The organism is Flavobacterium album (genome assembly GCF_003096035.1).
Taxonomy (GTDB): Bacteria; Bacteroidota; Bacteroidia; order Flavobacteriales; family Flavobacteriaceae; genus Flavobacterium; species Flavobacterium album.
This window is the reverse complement of sequence record NZ_CP029186.1, coordinates 3390409-3409149: the sequence shown is the minus strand read 5'-3', so window position 1 is coordinate 3409149 and position 18741 is coordinate 3390409. Positions and strand designations below refer to the sequence as shown.

The following is an 18741-nucleotide window of genomic DNA, read 5'->3' as shown; positions in this document are numbered from 1 at the left end:
AATATTTAACCACATAGGTACATAGGTTTTTTATAATGCTCTATAGTCATAGCAACACAAAGGTTGAAGCTTTGCTTCACTATGTGGGCTTCAACATCCTAAGACATCAAATAAAAGATACTGATTTGCTATGTATCTATGTGGTTAAAAATAAACAAACTAAAACTATAAATGACATGAAATTTAACTGGGGTACGGGAATAGTAACTGCTTTTGCACTGTTTATGGGATTCATATTGTTTTTTGTCTTCCGGGTGCAAAGCGACAGCAAATACGATAATGAGCTTGTGGTAGAGGAGTACTACAAGCAGGAACGCACACTGCAGGCACAGCTGGACAGGGAGCAAAATGCTGCTGCCCTTGAACATAAAGTACAGATAATAAATGAGGGGAAAGACATCAAAATTACGTTCCCCGAAGAATTCGACGATAAAAAAATTACAGGGAAAGTGTCCCTCTACAGGCCGTCTGACCAAAAACTTGATCATGAAGTACCCTTTTCATTATCAGGCCATCATTTGCTCATACCTAAAAGTGACCTGGCAGGCGGCCGATGGGACATTATCATAGACTGGCAATATAACGGCAAAGGCTATTTCACGCAAGAGATGCTGATGCTGTAAAAGAGATAGTGATAATAGATAAAGAGATAATAGATGATAGACAAATAGATAAATTAAAGTAATCCAATATCTATCATCTATTATCTCTCATCTAAAAATCCAAAGATCCAAAATCCAACAATCTAAAAAAAATGCTCTACTCTGCACTCATACTCGGCCTTATTTCCAGCCTGCACTGCATTGGCATGTGCGGGCCAATAGCCATGATGCTGCCGGTAGACAGGAGCAATCCCGCCAGGAAAACCCTGCAGATATTTACTTACCATGCAGGAAGGCTGACGGCCTACGGAGCAATGGGCCTTGTGTTCGGGATTGTGGGAAGGGGTATCTACCTTGCAGGGATCCAGCAGCAATTCTCTATCATCACCGGCATACTGATGATCGCCATTGTAATGATTCCCCAAAGAATATTTGCGCGCTACAACTTCAGCAAGCCGGTATACAGGCTAATCTCCAAAGTAAAATCAGGCCTGGGCAGCAGGTTCAGGCAAAAAGGATACAGGTCGTTGTATACAGCCGGATTGCTTAACGGATTTCTGCCGTGCGGCCTGGTCTATGCGGCGCTGTTTGGGGCAATTGCCATGCAAAGCGTGCCCTACGGAATAATGTACATGGTGCTGTTCGGTGCCGGTACGATCCCGCTTATGAGCCTGGTGGTCTACGCCTCAGGATTTCTTAAGAACCCACTGCGCAATTCATTCAGCAAAATTGTGCCTTACGCGGCGGTTGCTATTGGTATGCTGTTTATCGTGCGCGGGCTTGGGCTGGGTATTCCCTACCTTTCGCCTTCCAACATAAGCCTTTATGTAACCGGGGCACCACAATGCAAATAATAAAAAACGGCAGGGAGTACCTGCCGTTCTTCATTTAGAATGCCGAAGCGAATTCCTTTGCAAAATCTTCAAGTTTTATTTTTCCGTCCACAGAATGCCCTCCGTTTAAAAAATCAGCCTGTATGCTGCCTTCACGAAGTCCGCGCCCCATTTCGGTATACAGTGCGGCTATTTCAGCGGGAACGCCTGCCTGTACCATGCCCTGCTCATTGTCTTCATCGCTGAAGGTTACCCATGGCAATCCGGGCTTGCCGATAGCATTCCCGAATGCCGCTGTGATCTCGGCAGGGGTTTTCACATCACTTACAATATAGCGCACGCCGCTTTCTGCATTGCCCCTCGTTAGTTCCCCTGCCGCTGCCGTTGCAATATCCCGTGGGTGTACCAATGGGACAGGGGTATCGGCTGCCAGGTTGCTTCCCAGTATTCCCGAATGCTGTATCATAGGGATGCTGTTATTGAAGTTGATGTAGAAATATCCTGCCCTGAGGAACGTAACCGTAACATTTTCCAGTTTGTTATAGGCGTTTTCAATTGCGTTCAGGGCGGCAATAGGGCCTGTGCCGCCGTCAAGCTCGGCGCCGATGCTGCTCAGGAGTACAACCCTCTTTACATTCGCTTGTTTCACTGCGTCAACAATAGCCTTCCCGGCTGCTGTATTGGCTGCTACAACGTTTTGCAGTGCAAGGCTTGGCGGTGTCATGGCGAAAACGGCATCAGCACCCGAAAAAGCTTCCGCTAAAAATGATGTGTCTGTTATTGGGCCTATAGCGGCAGTTGCCCCTAAAGCCTCAATATCGTTTTTGCGTTCGTCATGGCTGCTTATCACATTAAGTTGATGGCCTTCAGACAGTAATTGTTTAACTAATGGCCTTGCTACATTTCCGAGCGAGCCTGTAATTGCTATTTTCATGGTTAAATATTTTATTATTATGAAACAAAATTATACCTTTACTTACTTTTTTACAAGTACTTACCCTAAAGTATGTATAATGACAGCGATAAAAGAAACTTCGACCATCCAGGAAAATAAAGCCTATGCGCTCGAAACCTGCCCGGTTACCTTTACGATGGAAAAGATAGGCGGATACTGGAAACCTATAATCCTTTACCATCTTTCGCAGGGCGATAAGCGCTATAGCGAACTCAAGAGGGCTATACCGGCCATCACAGAAAAGATGCTCATACAGCACCTGAAGCAGCTGGAGGCCGATGAGATCGTTATAAGGGAAGCAAAGCCTGTAGTGCCCCCATTTGTAACCTACCGCCTGACGAACGCGGGAAAGGGACTGATACCTGTTATCAGTGCCATGGCAGGATGGGCATTACAAATGGCAGATGGGAAGTTTGCAGAAGAGTAAACCCATAAAAAAACCGGCATCGCAACGACACCGGTTTTTATCTACTAAACAAAACCTAAAAAATTATATCGTCATCGAAAACAGCTTTGTTTCCGGCGCTTTCCTTTTCAGCCTCAGGTCGAACGCCATACAGATGTTGCGTACGAAGGGAAGCCCTTTTTCTGTAACTTCAATGAATGTGTCTTCTATCGCAAGCAAACCATCCCTTTCCATTTCACGAAGGTCCCAAAGTACTTCGGGCAGTTCGTTAAAATAGTCATCATCGTTATCCCATGAGGTGGTAAAACGGCACATCAGGTTCAGTATGTGCTTTCGTATGATGAGGTCTTCATCATTAAGTATATGGCCACGGAATACCGGCAGCTCGTTCTGTTCTATCCTGTGGTAATAATCTTCCAGCGTCTTTTCGTTTTGGGCAAAGCTGTACCAGCTGTCGCTTATAGACGAAACGCCGAGGCCTATCATCAGCTGTGTGGCCGATGAGCTGTACCCCATAAAGTTGCGATGCAGCGTACCATTTTTAAAAGACGTATACATACTGTCAGACTCAAGTGCAAAATGATCCATGCCTATCTCGTGATAGCCCTTGTCGCACAGTATTTTTTTTCCTATTTCGTACAACCGCCGCTTTTCATTGTCTTTTGGCAGGGAGGTATCATCAAAGCCGCGCTGGCCGGTACCTTTTATCCAGGGCACATGGGCATAGCTGTAAAAAGAGATGCGGTCGGGCCTCAGGGCATTGGTTTTCTCTATGGTATCTACAATGTTCTCAACCGTTTGGTAAGGAAGGCCGAATACAAGGTCGTGGCTGATAGATGTGTACCCAATTTCCCTTGCCATTAATGTTACTTTAGCAACATTCTCAAACGGCTGTATGCGGTTGATGGCTTTCTGCACGGTTTCGCTATAGTCCTGCACGCCAAAGCTCACCCTCCTGAAGCCCAGGTCGTATAATGTTTGCAGATGTTCCCGCGTAGTATTGTTCGGGTGGCCCTCAAAGCTGAATTCGTATCCCGGAGCGGCATCGGCAAGCTCAAAAATGCCTTTTACCAGCTTTTCGAGGTTTTCCGGGCTAAAGAAAGTAGGGGTACCCCCGCCAAGGTGCAGTTCCTTAATGCGCGGCCGCTGCCTGAACAGGTCGCGGTACATGGCCCATTCTTTCAGTATGGCGCTGATGTAAGCTGCCTCCACGGCGTGGTTTTTTGTAATACGCTTGTTGCACCCGCAAAAGGTACACATGCTTTCGCAGAACGGAAGGTGGATGTACAGGCTGATGCCCTGTGTGGCATTGCTTTCGCCAAACGACTGTACCACACTGTCCTGCCACAAGCCTTCGGTAAATCCTGAATTGTCCCAGTAGGGAACCGTAGGGTAGCTAGTATAGCGCGGCCCCGGTACATTGTATTTCTGTAAAATAGAACTTTCCATCTGCATCATTTTTATAAAGCAAAAATACAGGGCGGTGCACGGCTAAAAAATGACATAGGTCACCAATGGTATGTGTACCTGCTCACATAGTGACAGCCATCATTTTACACAGTATAAAGATGAATGAGATTTGCAGTATAAAATCAACCCGATATGAAAGTATTTATGCTTGCCGCAGTATTGCTGGCGCTGGCCCCGAAAGGATGCGAGGAAGATGTAGACGAAAAAAGCGTGTATGAAACTACCGAACAAGCCGATTATGAAGAAATGGATTACCGTGTACGCAATGCCGTTGCCGAATGGAAACTGTTTAAGAAAGAATCGGAGAGTAATATTATAGCTGCAAAGGTTCGGATTTCAAAGGCAACCGATAAGCTTGACGATCCTAACAGGCATCATAAGCTGAAGCTGCGCAATGCAATTATCGATGCCGAAGGCCAGCTGGAACAGCTTAGTGAAAAGTTGTTGCGGGGCGAACGATTTGAGGAAAAGGCAGATTCCCTTGAAATAGATGCATCCGTTATCAAAAGGATGGAGAATTTTATGGAAAGTTACCGTGAAAAAGAAGCAAAGCTGAAGGAGACCCTCAGTGAAATGGAAAAAGTACAATAAACCTGGTATTTTGAAAAAGCGAGGCTGCCACAAATCGGCAGCCGCTTTCTTTTATAAAGCGGGAATACCTAAAACCGGGATGGTTGAATGGAAGGCCATTTGCCTGGACAGGCTAAACAGGAACAACCGCTCAAACAGGTTTTTGTGATGTATGGACATCACGGCCATATTAATCTTCTGATAATCTATAAATTCTAATATCAGGTCTTCGGTGGCATCGGTATTTATAAAGGAAAAGGAGATAGTGTCGCTTTTGAAGGTGTCTTTCCATTTAGCCATCAGAATATCAATGGCATCGTCATTACGTTTCTTTACTTCCAAAACGTGGATATCTGCTTTAAATATGACGGCAAAATCCTTTACTTTTTTCAGGAGATCCATTTCCAGCTTTTCGTATTCGGCCAGGAAAAGTATTTTTCGGATAGGCTCAAAGCGATAACCTTCCGGTACGGCAATTACAAATGATTTTGCCTGTTTTATTACTTTTTCAGTTATGGTGCCTAAAAAGATCTCTTTCAACCCGGTGGCACCTTTTGTGCCCATTATTATAATGTCGGCCTGCTCATTGGCGGCCGTATTTACAATTCCGTCAACCGCAATGCCTCTTTCCATCATATGGCTCACAGGTACATGCGTCATTCCCTCTCTTTCTGCTATTTCACGCAGTTTTGGGACTTCACTTTTAAAATTCTCAAAAGCGCCCCAGTCACCCACATTATAATTTTCCATCAGGAAATCATCGTTGTCAACAGACAAGCCTATGGGATATTCATATACATGGAGCGTAATGATTTCTGCATCAATGTTTTTTGCGAGATGCAGTGCATACACAAATGCATTAAGGGATGTTGCAGAGAAATCTGTGGGGAACAAAATTTTTTTCATGTCAGGTTGGTTTTAATTACCCTGTAAAAATATTTTAATCCCCCGGCTTATAAAATGATGCCTGTCACGCATTGGCGAAACCTGTAAAGCAATTAATTCTTCAGCTTGTCCAGCTTATCGCGGTTTATCACTTGTATAGTGCTGCCGCTTTTTTCAATGAGGCCTTCCTCTTTAAAATCGCTTAAGGTACGGCTCACAGTTTCCGGCGCTGTACCGCATATTGCCGCGAGGTCGTCCCTGCTTATTTTAATACTCCCGGAGCCATCGCCCTGCTGGTCCAGAAGGCGTATGATGGATTGTGCAATCCGTTTCCGCACCGATAAGTATGCAATCTGCAGCAGCCTGGTTTCTTTGTCGCGTATGTTGTTAGCCAGTATTTTTATGAATTTAGCGCCAATGTCCGGATGCAGGAACAGCAGCTTGTCCAGCTGTTCGCCCGGCAGGAAGCTTAGTTCTGTTGGCTCTAAGGCTACAGCCGTGTCTATATAGGTGTCGTTCGACAGTATAATATTCAGGTCCAGGTAATCGTTAGCGGCATACATCCCGGTTATAAGTTCCCGCCCATCGCGTGTAAGCTGCACTGTTTTTACCTTGCCGCTGATCACAAAGTAAATGCCAATAACGCGGTCGCCTTCATGGTGTATGACCTGACTCTTTTTAAACATACGGGTGTCGCGTTCCTGCATTACCTTTTTCAGTTCCTCCAGGCCATCTTTCCTGCTGATGATGCTGTCCAGCTTTTCGGCTGTTTTGCCATAAAAAAGCTGTTGCGCTTCTTTTTTCTTAAGGCGGCTTTCTATGGCATTCAGCAGTTCGGTATCGTCAAATGGCTTGGTGAGGTAATCGTCGGCGCCCAGTTCCATTCCCCTGCGCACGTCGGTGCGTTCTGCTTTTGCCGTAAGGAAAATAAAAGGCGTTGCCCTCGTTTCCGCATCCTTGTTCAGTGCCTCTATCACGCCATAGCCATCCATTTCGGGCATCATGATATCGCACAGTATGATATCGGGAACTTGCTTTATGGCCAGCTCAACGCCAACTTTCCCATTGGGTGCGGCGTATACCGTATAGCCCGAAAGCTCCAGTATTTCTACAATATTTTCGCGGATATCGTCATTGTCCTCTATTATAAGTACTCTGGTCATTGTATGGGGAATGTAATTGTAAATAAGGTTCCTTCGTTGGTAGCGCTTTTAAATTCGATGGTGCCGTTCATCAGCGTTACATAGCGCAGCACGATATTGAGGCCCAGCCCGGTGCCGGGTATATTGCCTGTGTTCTGTGCCCTGAAAAAGGCTTCGAATAAATGCTTGTGCTCTTCTTGGGGTATGCCGATGCCGTTGTCCTCCACGGTAATGGTAAAGCTGTCGGCAGTAATGATCGTGGTTAGGTGAATGGTGGTGTTTTCACCCGAATATTTGATAGCGTTAGACATCAGGTTGAAGATACAGTTGCGCAACAGGTTGCGGTCCAGGTACACATGGGTCTTTCCACCATTATGGTTGTAGATAATGTTCTGGTCTTTTTTGGCAAGCAGCTGTATCTCATCCACGATTTCCCTGCAGAAATGCTCCACGTCGAAAGTGCCCCATTTTACTTCTACCTTGCCGGCTTCGGCTTTTTCTACATGCAGGAAGTCGTCCAGTATGGTGGTTAGGTTGTTCACGGCACCTTTTACCTTGTACAGGTGCTTGGCTACATTGGCATTTTCAAAAGATGCCGTATAGCGCTCTATCAGGGATGCCGACAGCTGTATGGAACTCAGCGGCGTGCGGAACTCATGCGATGCCATCGAGAGCAGGCGGCTTTTCAGCTTGCCCAGTTCTTTTTCTTTTTCGAGCGACTGGCTCACTTCCTCCTTAGCTTTGGTAAGTTCTTCAATAGTTTCGTTCAGCGAAGTGGTGCGCTCCTTTACCACATCCTCAAGGTGCTGGGTATATTCCATCAGGCGGTTCTCGGCTTCCTTCTGGTGGCTCAAGTCGTGTATGAACCCGGCAAACATCCGTACTCCTTCATACTTCACTTCGGTCACACCAAGGCGGAAGGGAAAAATGCTGCCGTCTTTTTTCAGGCCCATCACATCACGGCCAAACCCTATAATGTGTGCCTGGCCGGTCTGGCGGTATTTATGGATGTAATCATCGTGCCGTTCTTTATCAGGCTGCGGCATAAGCATGGAGACGTTCCTGCCTACAACCTCTTCGGGCGTATAAAGGAACAGCCTGCAGGCCGCGGGATTGATGGTTTCGACAATGCCATGTTCGTTGATGGTAATGATACCGTCAATGGCATTCTCTACGATAGAGTTCAGCAGCGCCTCATTTTTCATTAGGTGTCTTTTACTAAGAACAAATATCGGGAAAAATCTGTAGTGTTATCATATAAATAAATGCTTAAGCAATATCCCGTCTTTCCGGAAGCGGTGCAGCGTTCATGTTGTTACTGTCGCAGCTGCCCGTTACAGCAGGTCGTATGCCGGTAATATAAAACAGGTTTTCCTCCCCATCGTTGGCCCATTCAAATACTACAGGATAACTGTAGTGCGCTTCCAGCAATATTGCCATCCGTGCGAGTTCCAATATCCCTGCATCATCAAGCACGGCTTTTTCGCGCAGTTCAGGAGGGGTAATAACGGTCAGTATAGAGTTGGTACCGGCAGAGATATCTTTATACACCGTCATCCTGCTTTTGGTGCCTATGGTTTTCAGTATACCGTATCCTGCATTCTGTAATGTCTTAGGGATAATGTATTCGTCCCAGGTTTCCGGCAGGGTGTTTTGGCCAAGCCCCCAGTTGGCAGTAAGGCGCACTGCATCTGGAAAACGGGGAACAGTATGCGATGTGTAGCCAATGCCGGAACATCCTGTACCGGCGCGTACCATGCACTGTATACCTATAGAAAGCTGTACGGAACCATGCGGTATGCCGTGCATTTCCCTGAATTTGATGGCCCTGTTACTGTATAGCGAGGCATAGCAACATTTTATGGCATAAATGAGTGCAAGCGGCCCCCTGATATTGAGGTGCGACTCATGCAGCCCTTCAGGGAAAAAATATTGATGCCCTTTTGCAAATACACTGCTGCGTACTGCCACATCGCCATTTTTTAAAGGGAAAAGGGCGGCGTAGGCATTTGTAACCTCCTGTTCCTGTGCCCTTGGGAATTTAGCATCCATGATAAGCCTGCGGGCGGCATTACCGGTTTCACTAAGGTTTGAAAAATCCGTCCTGTCCAGCCGTTCCATAAGCTGTTGCAACGATCCCTCAAGATTGTTATGATCCATGAATTGCTTAAAAACGCCAACCGTTACCGCAAAGCCATCGGGAATATGCAGGCCTGAAGTGGCACCATTAGTGTAAAGGTCGCCCAAAGCCGCATTTTTACTTCCGACTTCCGTAACATCCTCTATTCCGGCCTCATTGAATTTTATTACAGATCGTTCCATCACATCATTTTTAAGTCGCGGCGGTATAAGGCACTATCCGCAACAACGGCAAAACTATGACAGATGGCCGATCCGGTAAATGACCTGTGTCACAAACCGGAATTTGAAGCATAAAAAAACCGGACAATTTGATGTGCCCGGTTAATTTTATTTATTGTGTCAATGAATAACAGTATTAAAGCGAATTTATAAAATCCAGCAGGTCCTGCCGTTCCTGTGTGCTGAGTTCCATAAACATCTCTTTCGATTGCTGTGCCTCGCCGCCATGCCAAAGTATGGCTTCGGTAACATTGCGCGCCCGCCCGTCGTGGAGCAGTTGCGTATGCCCGTTCACGGTGTTGATGAGCCCTATGCCCCAAAGCGGCTGGGTACGCCATTCGCTTCCCGTGGCAAGAAAGTCCGGGGTTCCGTCAGCAAGGCCGGGTCCCATATCGTGCAGGAGCATATCGGTATATGGGCGTATCGTCTGGTTGCGAAGGCCTGCGATAGGGTAGTCATTACCTGTCTGCATCTTAGGGATGTGGCAGGAAGCACATTTAAGGTCGGTAAACAATTGCTTTCCACGAAGCACGTTTTGCGCATCGTAGTTGCGCCTTACGGGAACCGATAGTGTTTGCGAATACAGTAGCACACGGTTGAAGGCTACATCGGGTATTTCAGGCGTGCCGCCGTTAGGTATGACGCTGATGTCAAAGCCTGTCGGGGCATATTCGTCAGGGAATACAGGCGAGGTAATGCCCATATCGTTCAGGAATGCGGCTGCTATCTGCTGCTTTATGCTCGGCTGGTTGGCCTTCCACCCGAAAAGCCCCATTTTGATGCTGTTGCTTTCTTTGTCGTATACATAATTTGCCCTGCCCGAAATGCCATCGCCGTTGGTATCGGCTTCGTCTGCAAAGTTAAGGTAGGTAGTGTGCGGCACAGCTTCAAGCAGGCCAAGCCCAATAACCTGGTTAGCCACGCGGGGCGATACAAGCAGGCCGGCCCCCAAGGGCCCGTAGCCCGGTGCATTGATGTGGTAGGTTGGCGATTGTAGTGTTACCACCGTTCCGTCCGCGAGTGTTTCATTAATATTTTGGTACGTGATAGTGTAATTCCCTTTCGGGGTAATGCCCAGCAATGCATTGTCCTGTAGCTGGTGTCCGTAGATAGGGTCGGGCAGCCCGGCACCCCATTCATCCATTCCAGGTATGTTCAGCCTTAAAAGCAATCCTTTACCCATTTCGCCATCAAAGGCAGGCGGACGTCCGCGTCCGTCCTTAAAGTGGCAGGAGCTGCAGGATATCGCATTGAAAAACGGGCCTAACCCGTCACGCGCCGTAGTAGACGACGGTGCCGTTACCCAGCTTTGCCTGAAAAGCGAGTTCCCCACGCCAAAATCAACCGATTGGTCCGGTGTCAGGGTAGCCGAGGCAAAACCAAAGGCTTCTTCGGTAGCATTGATCACTGTAGATGTACCGCCGCTGAACTGTTCGCCATCTTCGGCAGTAAGGGTTTGGTAGCCGCCCTGCTCGTCATTGCATGATATTGCAAGGAGGCAGGATAATATAAGGACGGAAAGTTGTAACGTTTTCATTTATAAACTGTAAAAAGAGCGCCGCAAAATTACGGCACTCTTTATAAATTATTCTATATCGGAACAAATATTAGTCAATGCCGTTTACCACAACTCCCGAGGCTGTCGCGCCTGCAAGAAGTTCCTGCGAAAGGGAAATGATCTGGAGGTACGCAGTTTTTACTTTAGCGCCTTCAGTGCTTGTAGGGCCACCGCTTATCGCACGGTCGAAAGGGATAGAAATAGCCGCAATATCATTAGTAGCTGAACTGATAGCCATTTCGATAGCCTGGTATTGTGTGTTGTTCGCCTGCCTTACCAGGTCGGCCAATGATGCGCCGTCAATGTTGCCGTATTTGCCTTCATACACATTTATAATGCCTTGTAGGTTCAGGTGGATGTCACGGTGCGTGTTATCGCTAAAGCAGGAGTGCTCATCTTCCTGGTCGGCATTCTCGAGGGCAACCGACATACGCTCTACAGGCAATTCAGATGCCGCAAGCGTAATGATGCCAAGGTAAATGTTCTGTAGCGCTGTTCCCTCAGGTAAAGCAAGGAAAGTATTCCTGTACGATCCGCCCACTTTCCAAAGGTTTACAAGATAGGTCAGGTGGTCGGTAAGCAGGTCGGCAGCCGCATTAAGGTAGGCTCTTCTCCTGTCCTGGTTGCTATTAGTGCCGCCGTCAACATAATCGGTATAAGGCCTTAATCCCGGCTGGTTGGCCGCAGGAGCAGTAAGGTCCTGGCCCCATAGTAAAAATTCAATGGCGTGGTAGCCTGTAGAGATGCTCTTTTCATCTGCACCTTCGTTAAGGTCAACCAAGAGTTGTTTTGTTATCGTAGGGTAAATTGCCGGTTTGTTGATGATACCACCTCCGTAATCAGGAGAGTTGCTATCATTCACATAATCAATATAAGCTTCGTCAAGCGGCCAGGCGTTCATTAGTGGCTCAGGGGCATCAAAGTCCTGGTCGTTGTCTATCGGGCCGTTTGCAAAACGGAATGCCTCGGTAGTACCATAGCTTTCACGTGCGGTTTTCCATGCAGCTTTGGCAGTATCGAATTTTGCCTGCGTAGGGTTGGCTGTAAAATCGTTGATGGCTGCCTCAAGGTCGTTGGCATCATCAAGGGCATCCTGGTAATTTTGTGCAACGATATCGGCGTAGTTTTCTATGACCTGCCTTTTGGTAACATTGCTGTTGCCGGAATTATCATCATCATTATTACACGCGGTTATAACAAGGCCCGAAGCCGCGAGCAGAAGTAAGCTGAAAGTTATTTTTTTCATCCCTGATTTTATTTAGATTGATTAAAAACAGCGCAAAAATAGGAAGTTTTATATTAGATAAAAATAATTTTCGAAGAAATGTAAAAATTATTTGGAATAGTTATAAATAAATAACCTATGTTCATACCTTTGCACAAATTTTTTGAGATGAAAAAGATACTTGTTCTTAGCCTTGCAGTATTGGCTGCTGCATGTTCGTCTTCCGACAATAGTAATGTAAATACAGGAAACTATGACCGTACAGCGCTGATGACCAGCTGGGCCGATAATATAATAGTACCATCATTCGAAAATTACCAGGCTAAGGCAAATGTCCTCAGTGCTAAGGCAACGGCTTTTTCTGCAGCCCCGTCACAGCAGGGCCTTGATGAGCTACGCGCTGCCTGGCTCGAAGCCTATCTTGCTTTCCAGCATGTGGGTATCTTTGACGACCCAAAAGCATTTGAGCTCCATCTGATAGAAGGCAGCAATACGTATCCTGCCGATGTAGCAGGCATCAACAGCAATATCGCGTCAGGCACTTACAACCTTTCGCAGCCGGTAAACTATGCGCGCGAAGGCTTTCCTGCACTGGATTATATGCTGTATGGCGTTGGCAATGATGATGCGGCCATCATCGATTATTACAGCGGGAATAGTAATGCACGTACCTATGTGGCCGACCTTGCTTCCCACATTAAAACTGTAGCCGATAGCATCCTTGCCGACTGGAATGGCGGTTACCGTGCTACTTTTATCGCCGGTACGGGTACAGCGGTCAGCGCCCCGATAAACCAGACGGTAAATAATTTTGTAAAGAACCTTGAGAAAGATGTGCGTACGCCTAAACTTGGCATACCTGCGGGGCTTTTCAGCAACGGGACTACATTTCCTAATAAAGTTGAGGCCTATTACAGGAACAACGTGAGCCACCAGCTGCTTACCGAGGCGATCACTGCTTCACGCGATTTCTTCAACGGAAAATATTTTGGTTCCGAAACCACAGGCCCGGGCCTCAAAGGCTACCTTGACGCTATTAATGCCGTTCGCGACGGGCAAAACCTCAGCGCTGTTATCAATGCGAAATACGATGCTGCCCTTGCCGCTGTTGCCCAGCTTGACAACAGCTTCAGCAACCAGATCACTAACGATAACAGCAAAATGCTTGCAGCCTACCAGGCGATGCAGCAACTGACCGTTTATGAAAAGCTGGATATGCTCCAGGCACTCAACATAAGCATCGATTATGTAGACGGTGACGGGGATTAAGCCATGTTGCAGCAGCGTTTCCATACCTATTTAAACACCTATACCGATGCCGCTACCCTGGCTTTTTACCGGATAGCCTTTGGGTTGATGATGTTTTTTAGCGTTGTGCGCTTCGCAATGAACGGCTGGATCAATAAGTTTTATATTACCCCCGGATTTCATTTTACCTATTATGGCTTTGAATGGGTAAAGCCGATAGGCATATATACCTATCTGGTCTTTATAGTTTGCGGCATTTCAGCATTAATGGTGGCATTTGGTTACCGTTACCGGCTGGGTATCGTGCTGTTCTTCCTGAGCTTTACCTACATAGAGCTGATGGATAAGACCACCTATCTCAACCATTATTATTTCATATCGGTTATCAGCTTTGTCCTGATCTTTTTGCCTGCCAATGTGTTTTTTTCGGCGGATGCCAAAAGAAAACCTTCGCTTTTCAGTAATACCGTACCGCGCTACACGGTAGATATACTTAAGGTATTGCTCGCCATCGTTTACTTTTATGCCGGGCTGGCAAAACTAAACTCCGACTGGCTTGTGGCTGCCATGCCATTAAAAATATGGCTTACCGGCAATACGCATTTACCCATTATCGGGCCGTGGCTGGGCAGGGAATGGGTAGCCTATGCGTTTAGCTATATTGGCGCTGTATATGACCTTTTTATCGTTTTCCTGCTGCTCAACCGACGCACCCGTCTTTTCGGCTTCACATTGGTCGTGGTATTCCATTTGCTTACGCGTATCCTTTTCCCCATAGGCGTTTTCCCGTATGTAATGATCATTTCGTCGCTGGTATTCTTCAGCCCGCAGTTCCACCGAAAGGTACTGGCTTTCATCGCAAAATTATTTTCAAAAGGAAAACTTCAGCCAACAGAAAACTTACAACACAGGGCAGTAGCCAATAAACCCCTAGCATTATTCCTGTCATTATTTATATTGATACAGCTTTTATTCCCATTCCGCTACCTGCTGTATCCGGGCGAGCTCTTCTGGACGGAGGAAGGCTTCCGGTTTTCGTGGCGCGTAATGCTTATGGAAAAAGCCGGGTACATTCAGTTTAAAGTAACCGACAGCACCACCGGGAAAACGGTATATGTAAACAACCGCGACTACCTTACGGCCTTTCAGGAAAAACAAATGTCGTTCCAGCCCGATTTTATTTTGGAATATGCGCATTTTCTGCACGACCTTTACGCCCGCAAAGGGATGGCCGACCCAAAAGTGTATGCCGAAAGCTATGTGGCCCTCAATGGCCGCCTGAGCACCCTCTATATTAATCCTGATGTTAACCTTGCGAAAGAAGATGAATCATTTGCCCACAAAACCTGGATACTGCCATTTAATGATACGATCACTGGGTTTTAGCTTTATATTGCTTATTGCATTATTTCCATACAAGCTTATGGCACAACAGTATTCCCATACGGGTATCGTAGTTGACGAAAGCAGCAATGCAGTTAGTGGCGTACAGGTCATCGATACCGAAAACGGCACTACTGTAGTTACTGGTACTGACGGTTCATTTTCGATACATGCTTCAAAAGAACAATTGCACCTTGCATTTTATAAGGAAGGTTACGCACTTTTGGAAGAAGACGTTATCGCCGGGAAGCAGGCCACTATAATGCTTCAAAAAATTACTGAGCTCAACGAGGTGGTGATTGAGCGTAACAAGGAACGCCTTTTTGCCCTTACGCACCTTAAGGATATAGAAGGCACCTCGATTTATGCCGGAAAAAAGACCGAAGTGATAGAGGTTGACAGGCTTACCGTAAATAAAGCCACTAACAACACAAGACAGATCTATGCCCAGATAGTAGGGCTTACCTTTGGCGAAAATTCGGATGGCGGATTGCAGCTCAACATTGGCGGGAGGGGGCTTAACCCGAACCGTACCAGCAATTTCAATACGCGCCAGAACGGTTACGATATAAGCGCCGACGTACTGGGTTATCCTGAAAGCTATTACACCCCGCCATCAGAAGGCGTGGAGCGCATACAGGTGGTGCGCGGGGCGGCATCGCTCCAATATGGTACGCAGTTTGGAGGGTTGGTGAATTTTATAATGCACAAGCCGTCGCCAAAACCTATGGAGGTTTTGGTAAGGAATACCGGCGGGTCTTATGGACTGTATACCAACTTTACAAGCCTGAGTGTTACCGAGGGGAAATTTAGTTTTTACACTTTATTTAATTACAAGCAAGGTGATGGCTTCAGGCCTAATTCCCAATTTAACAGCCGTAATTTTTTCATCAACCTGAATTACGACTTTACCCCGAAAACCTCGCTTCATTTTGACTATACGCTGTTCGATTACCTTGCCAAACAGCCGGGCGGCCTTACCGACCAGATGTTTAACAAGGATATGTTCCAAAGCTACCGTACCCGCAACTGGTTCGATGTAAACTGGAACCTTTACAGCCTGCGTTTTGAGCACGCCTTTACAGATGATGCCCGACTGAATGTGCAGCTTTTTGGGCTCAATGCCTCACGCAGCGCGCTTGGGTATCTTAGCAACCGTGTGAGCAACGCCGATACCCCCGGCTCGGTACGCGACCTTATAAAAGGCGACTTTGTAAACTGGGGCACCGAAGTGAAATTCCTCCAGCAGTATTCGCTTAAAAACCAAAAAAGCGCCTTTATGGTCGGTATGAAATACTACCAGGCGCGTAATACCGCCAAACAGGGGCCGGGAAGCAGCTGCAGCGGGCCCGATTTTAATTATGCCAACGCCGAATTTCCATACTATACGAACCAGAGCAGTTATGTATATCCCAATTTAAACCTTGCGTTCTTTGCCGAAAATATTTTCAGGCTGTCGGATAAATTCACCATCACGCCGGGCATCAGGTTTGAGAATATTAAGACACGTGCCGATGGCTACTGGCGCCGCATCAATACCGACCAGGCGGGGAACATTATCCTTGACCAGCGGGAAAATGAGAACGTGGTCAAGAACCGTAACTTTATCCTTGCCGGGATAGGGTTTAGCTATAAGCCTTCGGTAAAAGCAGAATGGTATGCCAATATATCGCAGAACTACCGCTCGGTAACGTTCAACGATATCCGCACCGCCAGCCCCGGCCTTGCTATCGACCCATCGATTACGGATGAGAAGGGCTTCACTTTCGACTTTGGCCTTCGTGGCAAAACCGATGACAGGTTTAGTTACGACACCAATATCTATGCACTTTATTATAATGATAAGATAGGCGAGTATATGGCGCCAAACCCCAATGGCAGCGGCGCTGTGGTGCGCTACCGGAGCAATGTGGGCACAGCGATTACTTATGGCTGGGAAGTGATGGCCGACTGGAATATCAGCAATACGTTCTTTAAAGAGAACGAAAGCTTCTTATGGACCGCCTTTATAAATAATGCTATTACCGGTAGCCAATATTTAAAGACCGACGTACCGAATACAAAAGGCAATTCGGTTGAATTTGTCCCGCTTATTAACCTGAAAGCAGGTACTACGGTTGGGCTGGGCAACTTTAAAGCATCCTTGCAGCTTACTTATTTATCAGAACAATATACCGACAGCGGGAATACCAAAACCGATCCTAACGATAACACCTTCGGGATATTCGGGCAGGTACCTTCGTATTATGTGGCTGACGTTTCAGCTTCCTATACCTGGAAGAACTTTAAGCTGGAGGCAGGCGTTAATAACTTCACCAACAATTATTATTTTACACGAAGGGCTACGGGTTATCCGGGGCCGGGCATACTGCCAAGCGACCCGCGTACGATATATACTACATTGCAGATAAAGATTTAGAACCGCCTAACGGAATCGGTTGTTTTTAAGTCCCTTCACCGTAAAATTCTATTCAAAAAATATTTTGATATAAGAATTTAAACTACATTTGAAGCAATTATTTTCATATAAATTTGCGGAACAATCAGTTAATGGTAGTGATAAATGAAGACGACTGAATATGCAATAGTGGATATCGAAACTACCGGTGGGAATGCCGGAGGAAGCCGTATTACCGAGATCGCAGTCATTATCCATGACGGTACCAGTGTAATCGACCGCTTCGAAACACTTGTCAATCCGCAAAAGGAGATACCGCTGCCCATTTTTGCCCTTACAGGCATTACCAATGAAATGGTGAAAGATGCCCCTGTTTTTGATGACATTGCAGAAAAGCTATTCGGCATGCTTTCAGATCGAATCTTTGTTGCCCACAATGTCAATTTCGATTATTCCTTTGTCCGCCACCAGTTGGAAGAAGCCGGATTTAAATGGACGGCGAAAAAATTATGTACGGTGCGTGCCGCAAGAAAGATCAGGCCGGGGCTGTCGTCCTATAGCCTGGGGAATCTTTGCCGGTCGTTATTTATACCCTTAGAGAACAGGCACCGTGCCGGCGGCGATGCCGATGCTACGGCTATATTGTTTTCCCAACTGCTCGAGTGGGACAGCGATGGGGAGATGGATAAAATGATCAAAAAAACGGCTCAGGACCAGCGCCTCCCGCCAAACCTCCCACCGGAAGATTTTGAGCAATTACCTGAAAAGCCGGGCGTATATTATTTTTACGACCAGTCGAAAAAAGTTGTGTATGTAGGCAAGGCGGTCAACCTGAAAAAACGTGTGGCTTCCCATTTTAGCGGCCATAAGATTACCCCGCAACGGCAGCATTTTTTGCGGGATATTTACAGCATTTCTTTTGAGGTCTGCGCTACCGAACTGATGGCACTGCTGCTGGAGTGTACCGAGATCAAAAAGTTATGGCCCGTACATAATAAAGCCCTGAAGCGTTTTGAGCCAAAATATGGCCTTTACGAATATGAAGCCCGCAATGGCTACCGGTACCTCGCCATAGGTAAGGTGACTAAATTCCAGAAATGCATAGAGGTGTTCGGCCAATTATATGATGGGATACGACTGCTCCAGGATCTTGCCGGACAGTTTGAAATCGACCCCAGGTTCTGTAAATACTGCAGTCCTTCGGAAGAAGAAGCATACCGGAGAACCGATGACACAGACCTGCCTGAAGTGGATCAGCATAACCAGCAAATCGAAAGTGCCATTGACTTTTATTTAAAAAGCAGGCCGAGCTTTGCTATCCTTGATAAAGGCCGTTCAGCCGATGAGCGCAGCTGTATCTGGGTCGAGAACGGCCACTTTTATGGCATGGGCTATATCCCTTCGGATATTGGATTTACAGAGCCTTCGGAAATGAAGGATCATGTTACACCTTACCGGAGCAACCAGTACATCATGCAATTGCTGTATTCCTATGCTGCAAAATATCCTAATAAAGTTATAGCCCAAAAACCGCTTGCTGAAATAGAAATTTAATAATTGACCCTCTATTTTAACCACATAGATACATAGTTTAAATTGCTTTAAAAGTTTAAATAATATGTGTTAGAGTTAACATAGGATTGAAGCAAAGCTTCAACTCTACTGTGGCTTTTTTGCATACTGAACTATGAAAATCTATGTATCT

The 18741-nt window shown here is 46.5% G+C and carries 16 protein-coding genes; 8 read left to right on the top strand and 8 right to left on the bottom strand.

The features are described 5' to 3' along the window. The first annotated feature begins 176 nt into the window (after positions 1-176). Positions 177-623, top strand: coding sequence for a FixH family protein (locus HYN59_RS15440; protein ID WP_108779768.1), 447 nt, complete (start codon positions 177-179; stop codon positions 621-623). Positions 624-754: 131 nt separating this feature from the next. Next, positions 755-1456, top strand: coding sequence for a sulfite exporter TauE/SafE family protein (locus HYN59_RS15435; protein WP_108779136.1), 702 nt, complete (start codon positions 755-757; stop codon positions 1454-1456). 34 nt (positions 1457-1490) lie between these two features. On the opposite strand, the gene HYN59_RS15430 is transcribed toward HYN59_RS15435, so the two are convergent. Beyond that, positions 1491-2369: an NmrA family NAD(P)-binding protein gene (locus tag HYN59_RS15430; protein WP_108779135.1), complete on the bottom strand. Its 879-nt coding sequence runs from the start codon at positions 2367-2369 to the stop codon at positions 1491-1493. A 19-nt stretch (positions 2370-2388) separates the two neighbouring features. Here HYN59_RS15430 and HYN59_RS15425 point away from each other — a divergent pair, with 19 nt between their 5' ends. Continuing rightward, a complete protein-coding gene (locus HYN59_RS15425; RefSeq protein ID WP_245895595.1) occupies positions 2389-2817 on the top strand; it encodes a winged helix-turn-helix transcriptional regulator in 429 nt (142 codons plus the stop codon). A 63-nt stretch (positions 2818-2880) separates the two neighbouring features. On the opposite strand, the gene hemN is transcribed toward HYN59_RS15425, so the two are convergent. Continuing rightward, the gene (hemN, locus tag HYN59_RS15420; RefSeq protein WP_108779766.1) at positions 2881-4245 is read right to left on the bottom strand and encodes an oxygen-independent coproporphyrinogen III oxidase; all 1365 of its coding nucleotides are present in this window, start codon (positions 4243-4245) and stop codon (positions 2881-2883) included. Between the two features lie 153 nt (positions 4246-4398). Here hemN and HYN59_RS15415 point away from each other — a divergent pair, with 153 nt between their 5' ends. Then, positions 4399-4857 (top strand): hypothetical protein, encoded by a 459-nt coding sequence (locus HYN59_RS15415; RefSeq protein WP_108779134.1) that lies wholly within the window; start codon positions 4399-4401, stop codon positions 4855-4857. A 51-nt stretch (positions 4858-4908) separates the two neighbouring features. Here HYN59_RS15415 and HYN59_RS15410 read toward each other — a convergent pair whose 3' ends face one another. The 6 genes from HYN59_RS15410 to HYN59_RS15385 form a co-directional block, all read right to left on the bottom strand. Then, positions 4909-5742 carry a universal stress protein gene (locus HYN59_RS15410; protein WP_108779133.1) on the bottom strand — a complete coding sequence of 278 codons (834 nt, stop codon included), beginning with the start codon at positions 5740-5742 and terminating at the stop codon, positions 4909-4911. Between the two features lie 92 nt (positions 5743-5834). Then, positions 5835-6884, bottom strand: a complete 1050-nt coding sequence (locus tag HYN59_RS15405; RefSeq protein WP_108779132.1) for a response regulator — start codon at positions 6882-6884, stop codon at positions 5835-5837. Beyond that, on the bottom strand, positions 6881-8068 hold the full coding sequence (locus HYN59_RS15400; protein WP_108779131.1) for a PAS domain-containing sensor histidine kinase: 1188 nt from the start codon (positions 8066-8068) through the stop codon (positions 6881-6883). Before HYN59_RS15400 ends, HYN59_RS15405 begins: the two co-directional genes overlap by 4 nt. Positions 8069-8132: 64 nt before the next feature. Beyond that, positions 8133-9185 (bottom strand): PEP/pyruvate-binding domain-containing protein, encoded by a 1053-nt coding sequence (locus tag HYN59_RS15395; RefSeq protein WP_108779130.1) that lies wholly within the window; start codon positions 9183-9185, stop codon positions 8133-8135. A gap of 175 nt (positions 9186-9360) precedes the next feature. Continuing rightward, positions 9361-10761 carry a di-heme oxidoreductase family protein gene (locus HYN59_RS15390; RefSeq protein ID WP_108779129.1) on the bottom strand — a complete coding sequence of 467 codons (1401 nt, stop codon included), beginning with the start codon at positions 10759-10761 and terminating at the stop codon, positions 9361-9363. Positions 10762-10831: 70 nt separating this feature from the next. Further along, positions 10832-12028 (bottom strand): imelysin family protein, encoded by a 1197-nt coding sequence (locus tag HYN59_RS15385; RefSeq protein ID WP_108779128.1) that lies wholly within the window; start codon positions 12026-12028, stop codon positions 10832-10834. A gap of 147 nt (positions 12029-12175) precedes the next feature. Here HYN59_RS15385 and HYN59_RS15380 point away from each other — a divergent pair, with 147 nt between their 5' ends. The 4 genes from HYN59_RS15380 to HYN59_RS15365 all read left to right on the top strand — a co-directional run bounded on the left by HYN59_RS15380 (position 12176) and on the right by HYN59_RS15365 (position 18590). Further along, positions 12176-13276 carry an imelysin family protein gene (locus HYN59_RS15380; protein WP_108779765.1) on the top strand — a complete coding sequence of 367 codons (1101 nt, stop codon included), beginning with the start codon at positions 12176-12178 and terminating at the stop codon, positions 13274-13276. Positions 13277-13279: 3 nt separating this feature from the next. Beyond that, positions 13280-14641: an HTTM domain-containing protein gene (locus HYN59_RS15375; RefSeq protein WP_108779127.1), complete on the top strand. Its 1362-nt coding sequence runs from the start codon at positions 13280-13282 to the stop codon at positions 14639-14641. Then, positions 14619-17057, top strand: a complete 2439-nt coding sequence (locus HYN59_RS15370) for a TonB-dependent receptor domain-containing protein (protein WP_245895592.1) — start codon at positions 14619-14621, stop codon at positions 17055-17057. Before HYN59_RS15375 ends, HYN59_RS15370 begins: the two co-directional genes overlap by 23 nt. Before the next feature lie 144 nt (positions 17058-17201). Further along, positions 17202-18590: an exonuclease domain-containing protein gene (locus HYN59_RS15365; protein ID WP_108779126.1), complete on the top strand. Its 1389-nt coding sequence runs from the start codon at positions 17202-17204 to the stop codon at positions 18588-18590. Positions 18591-18741: the final 151 nt, after the last annotated feature.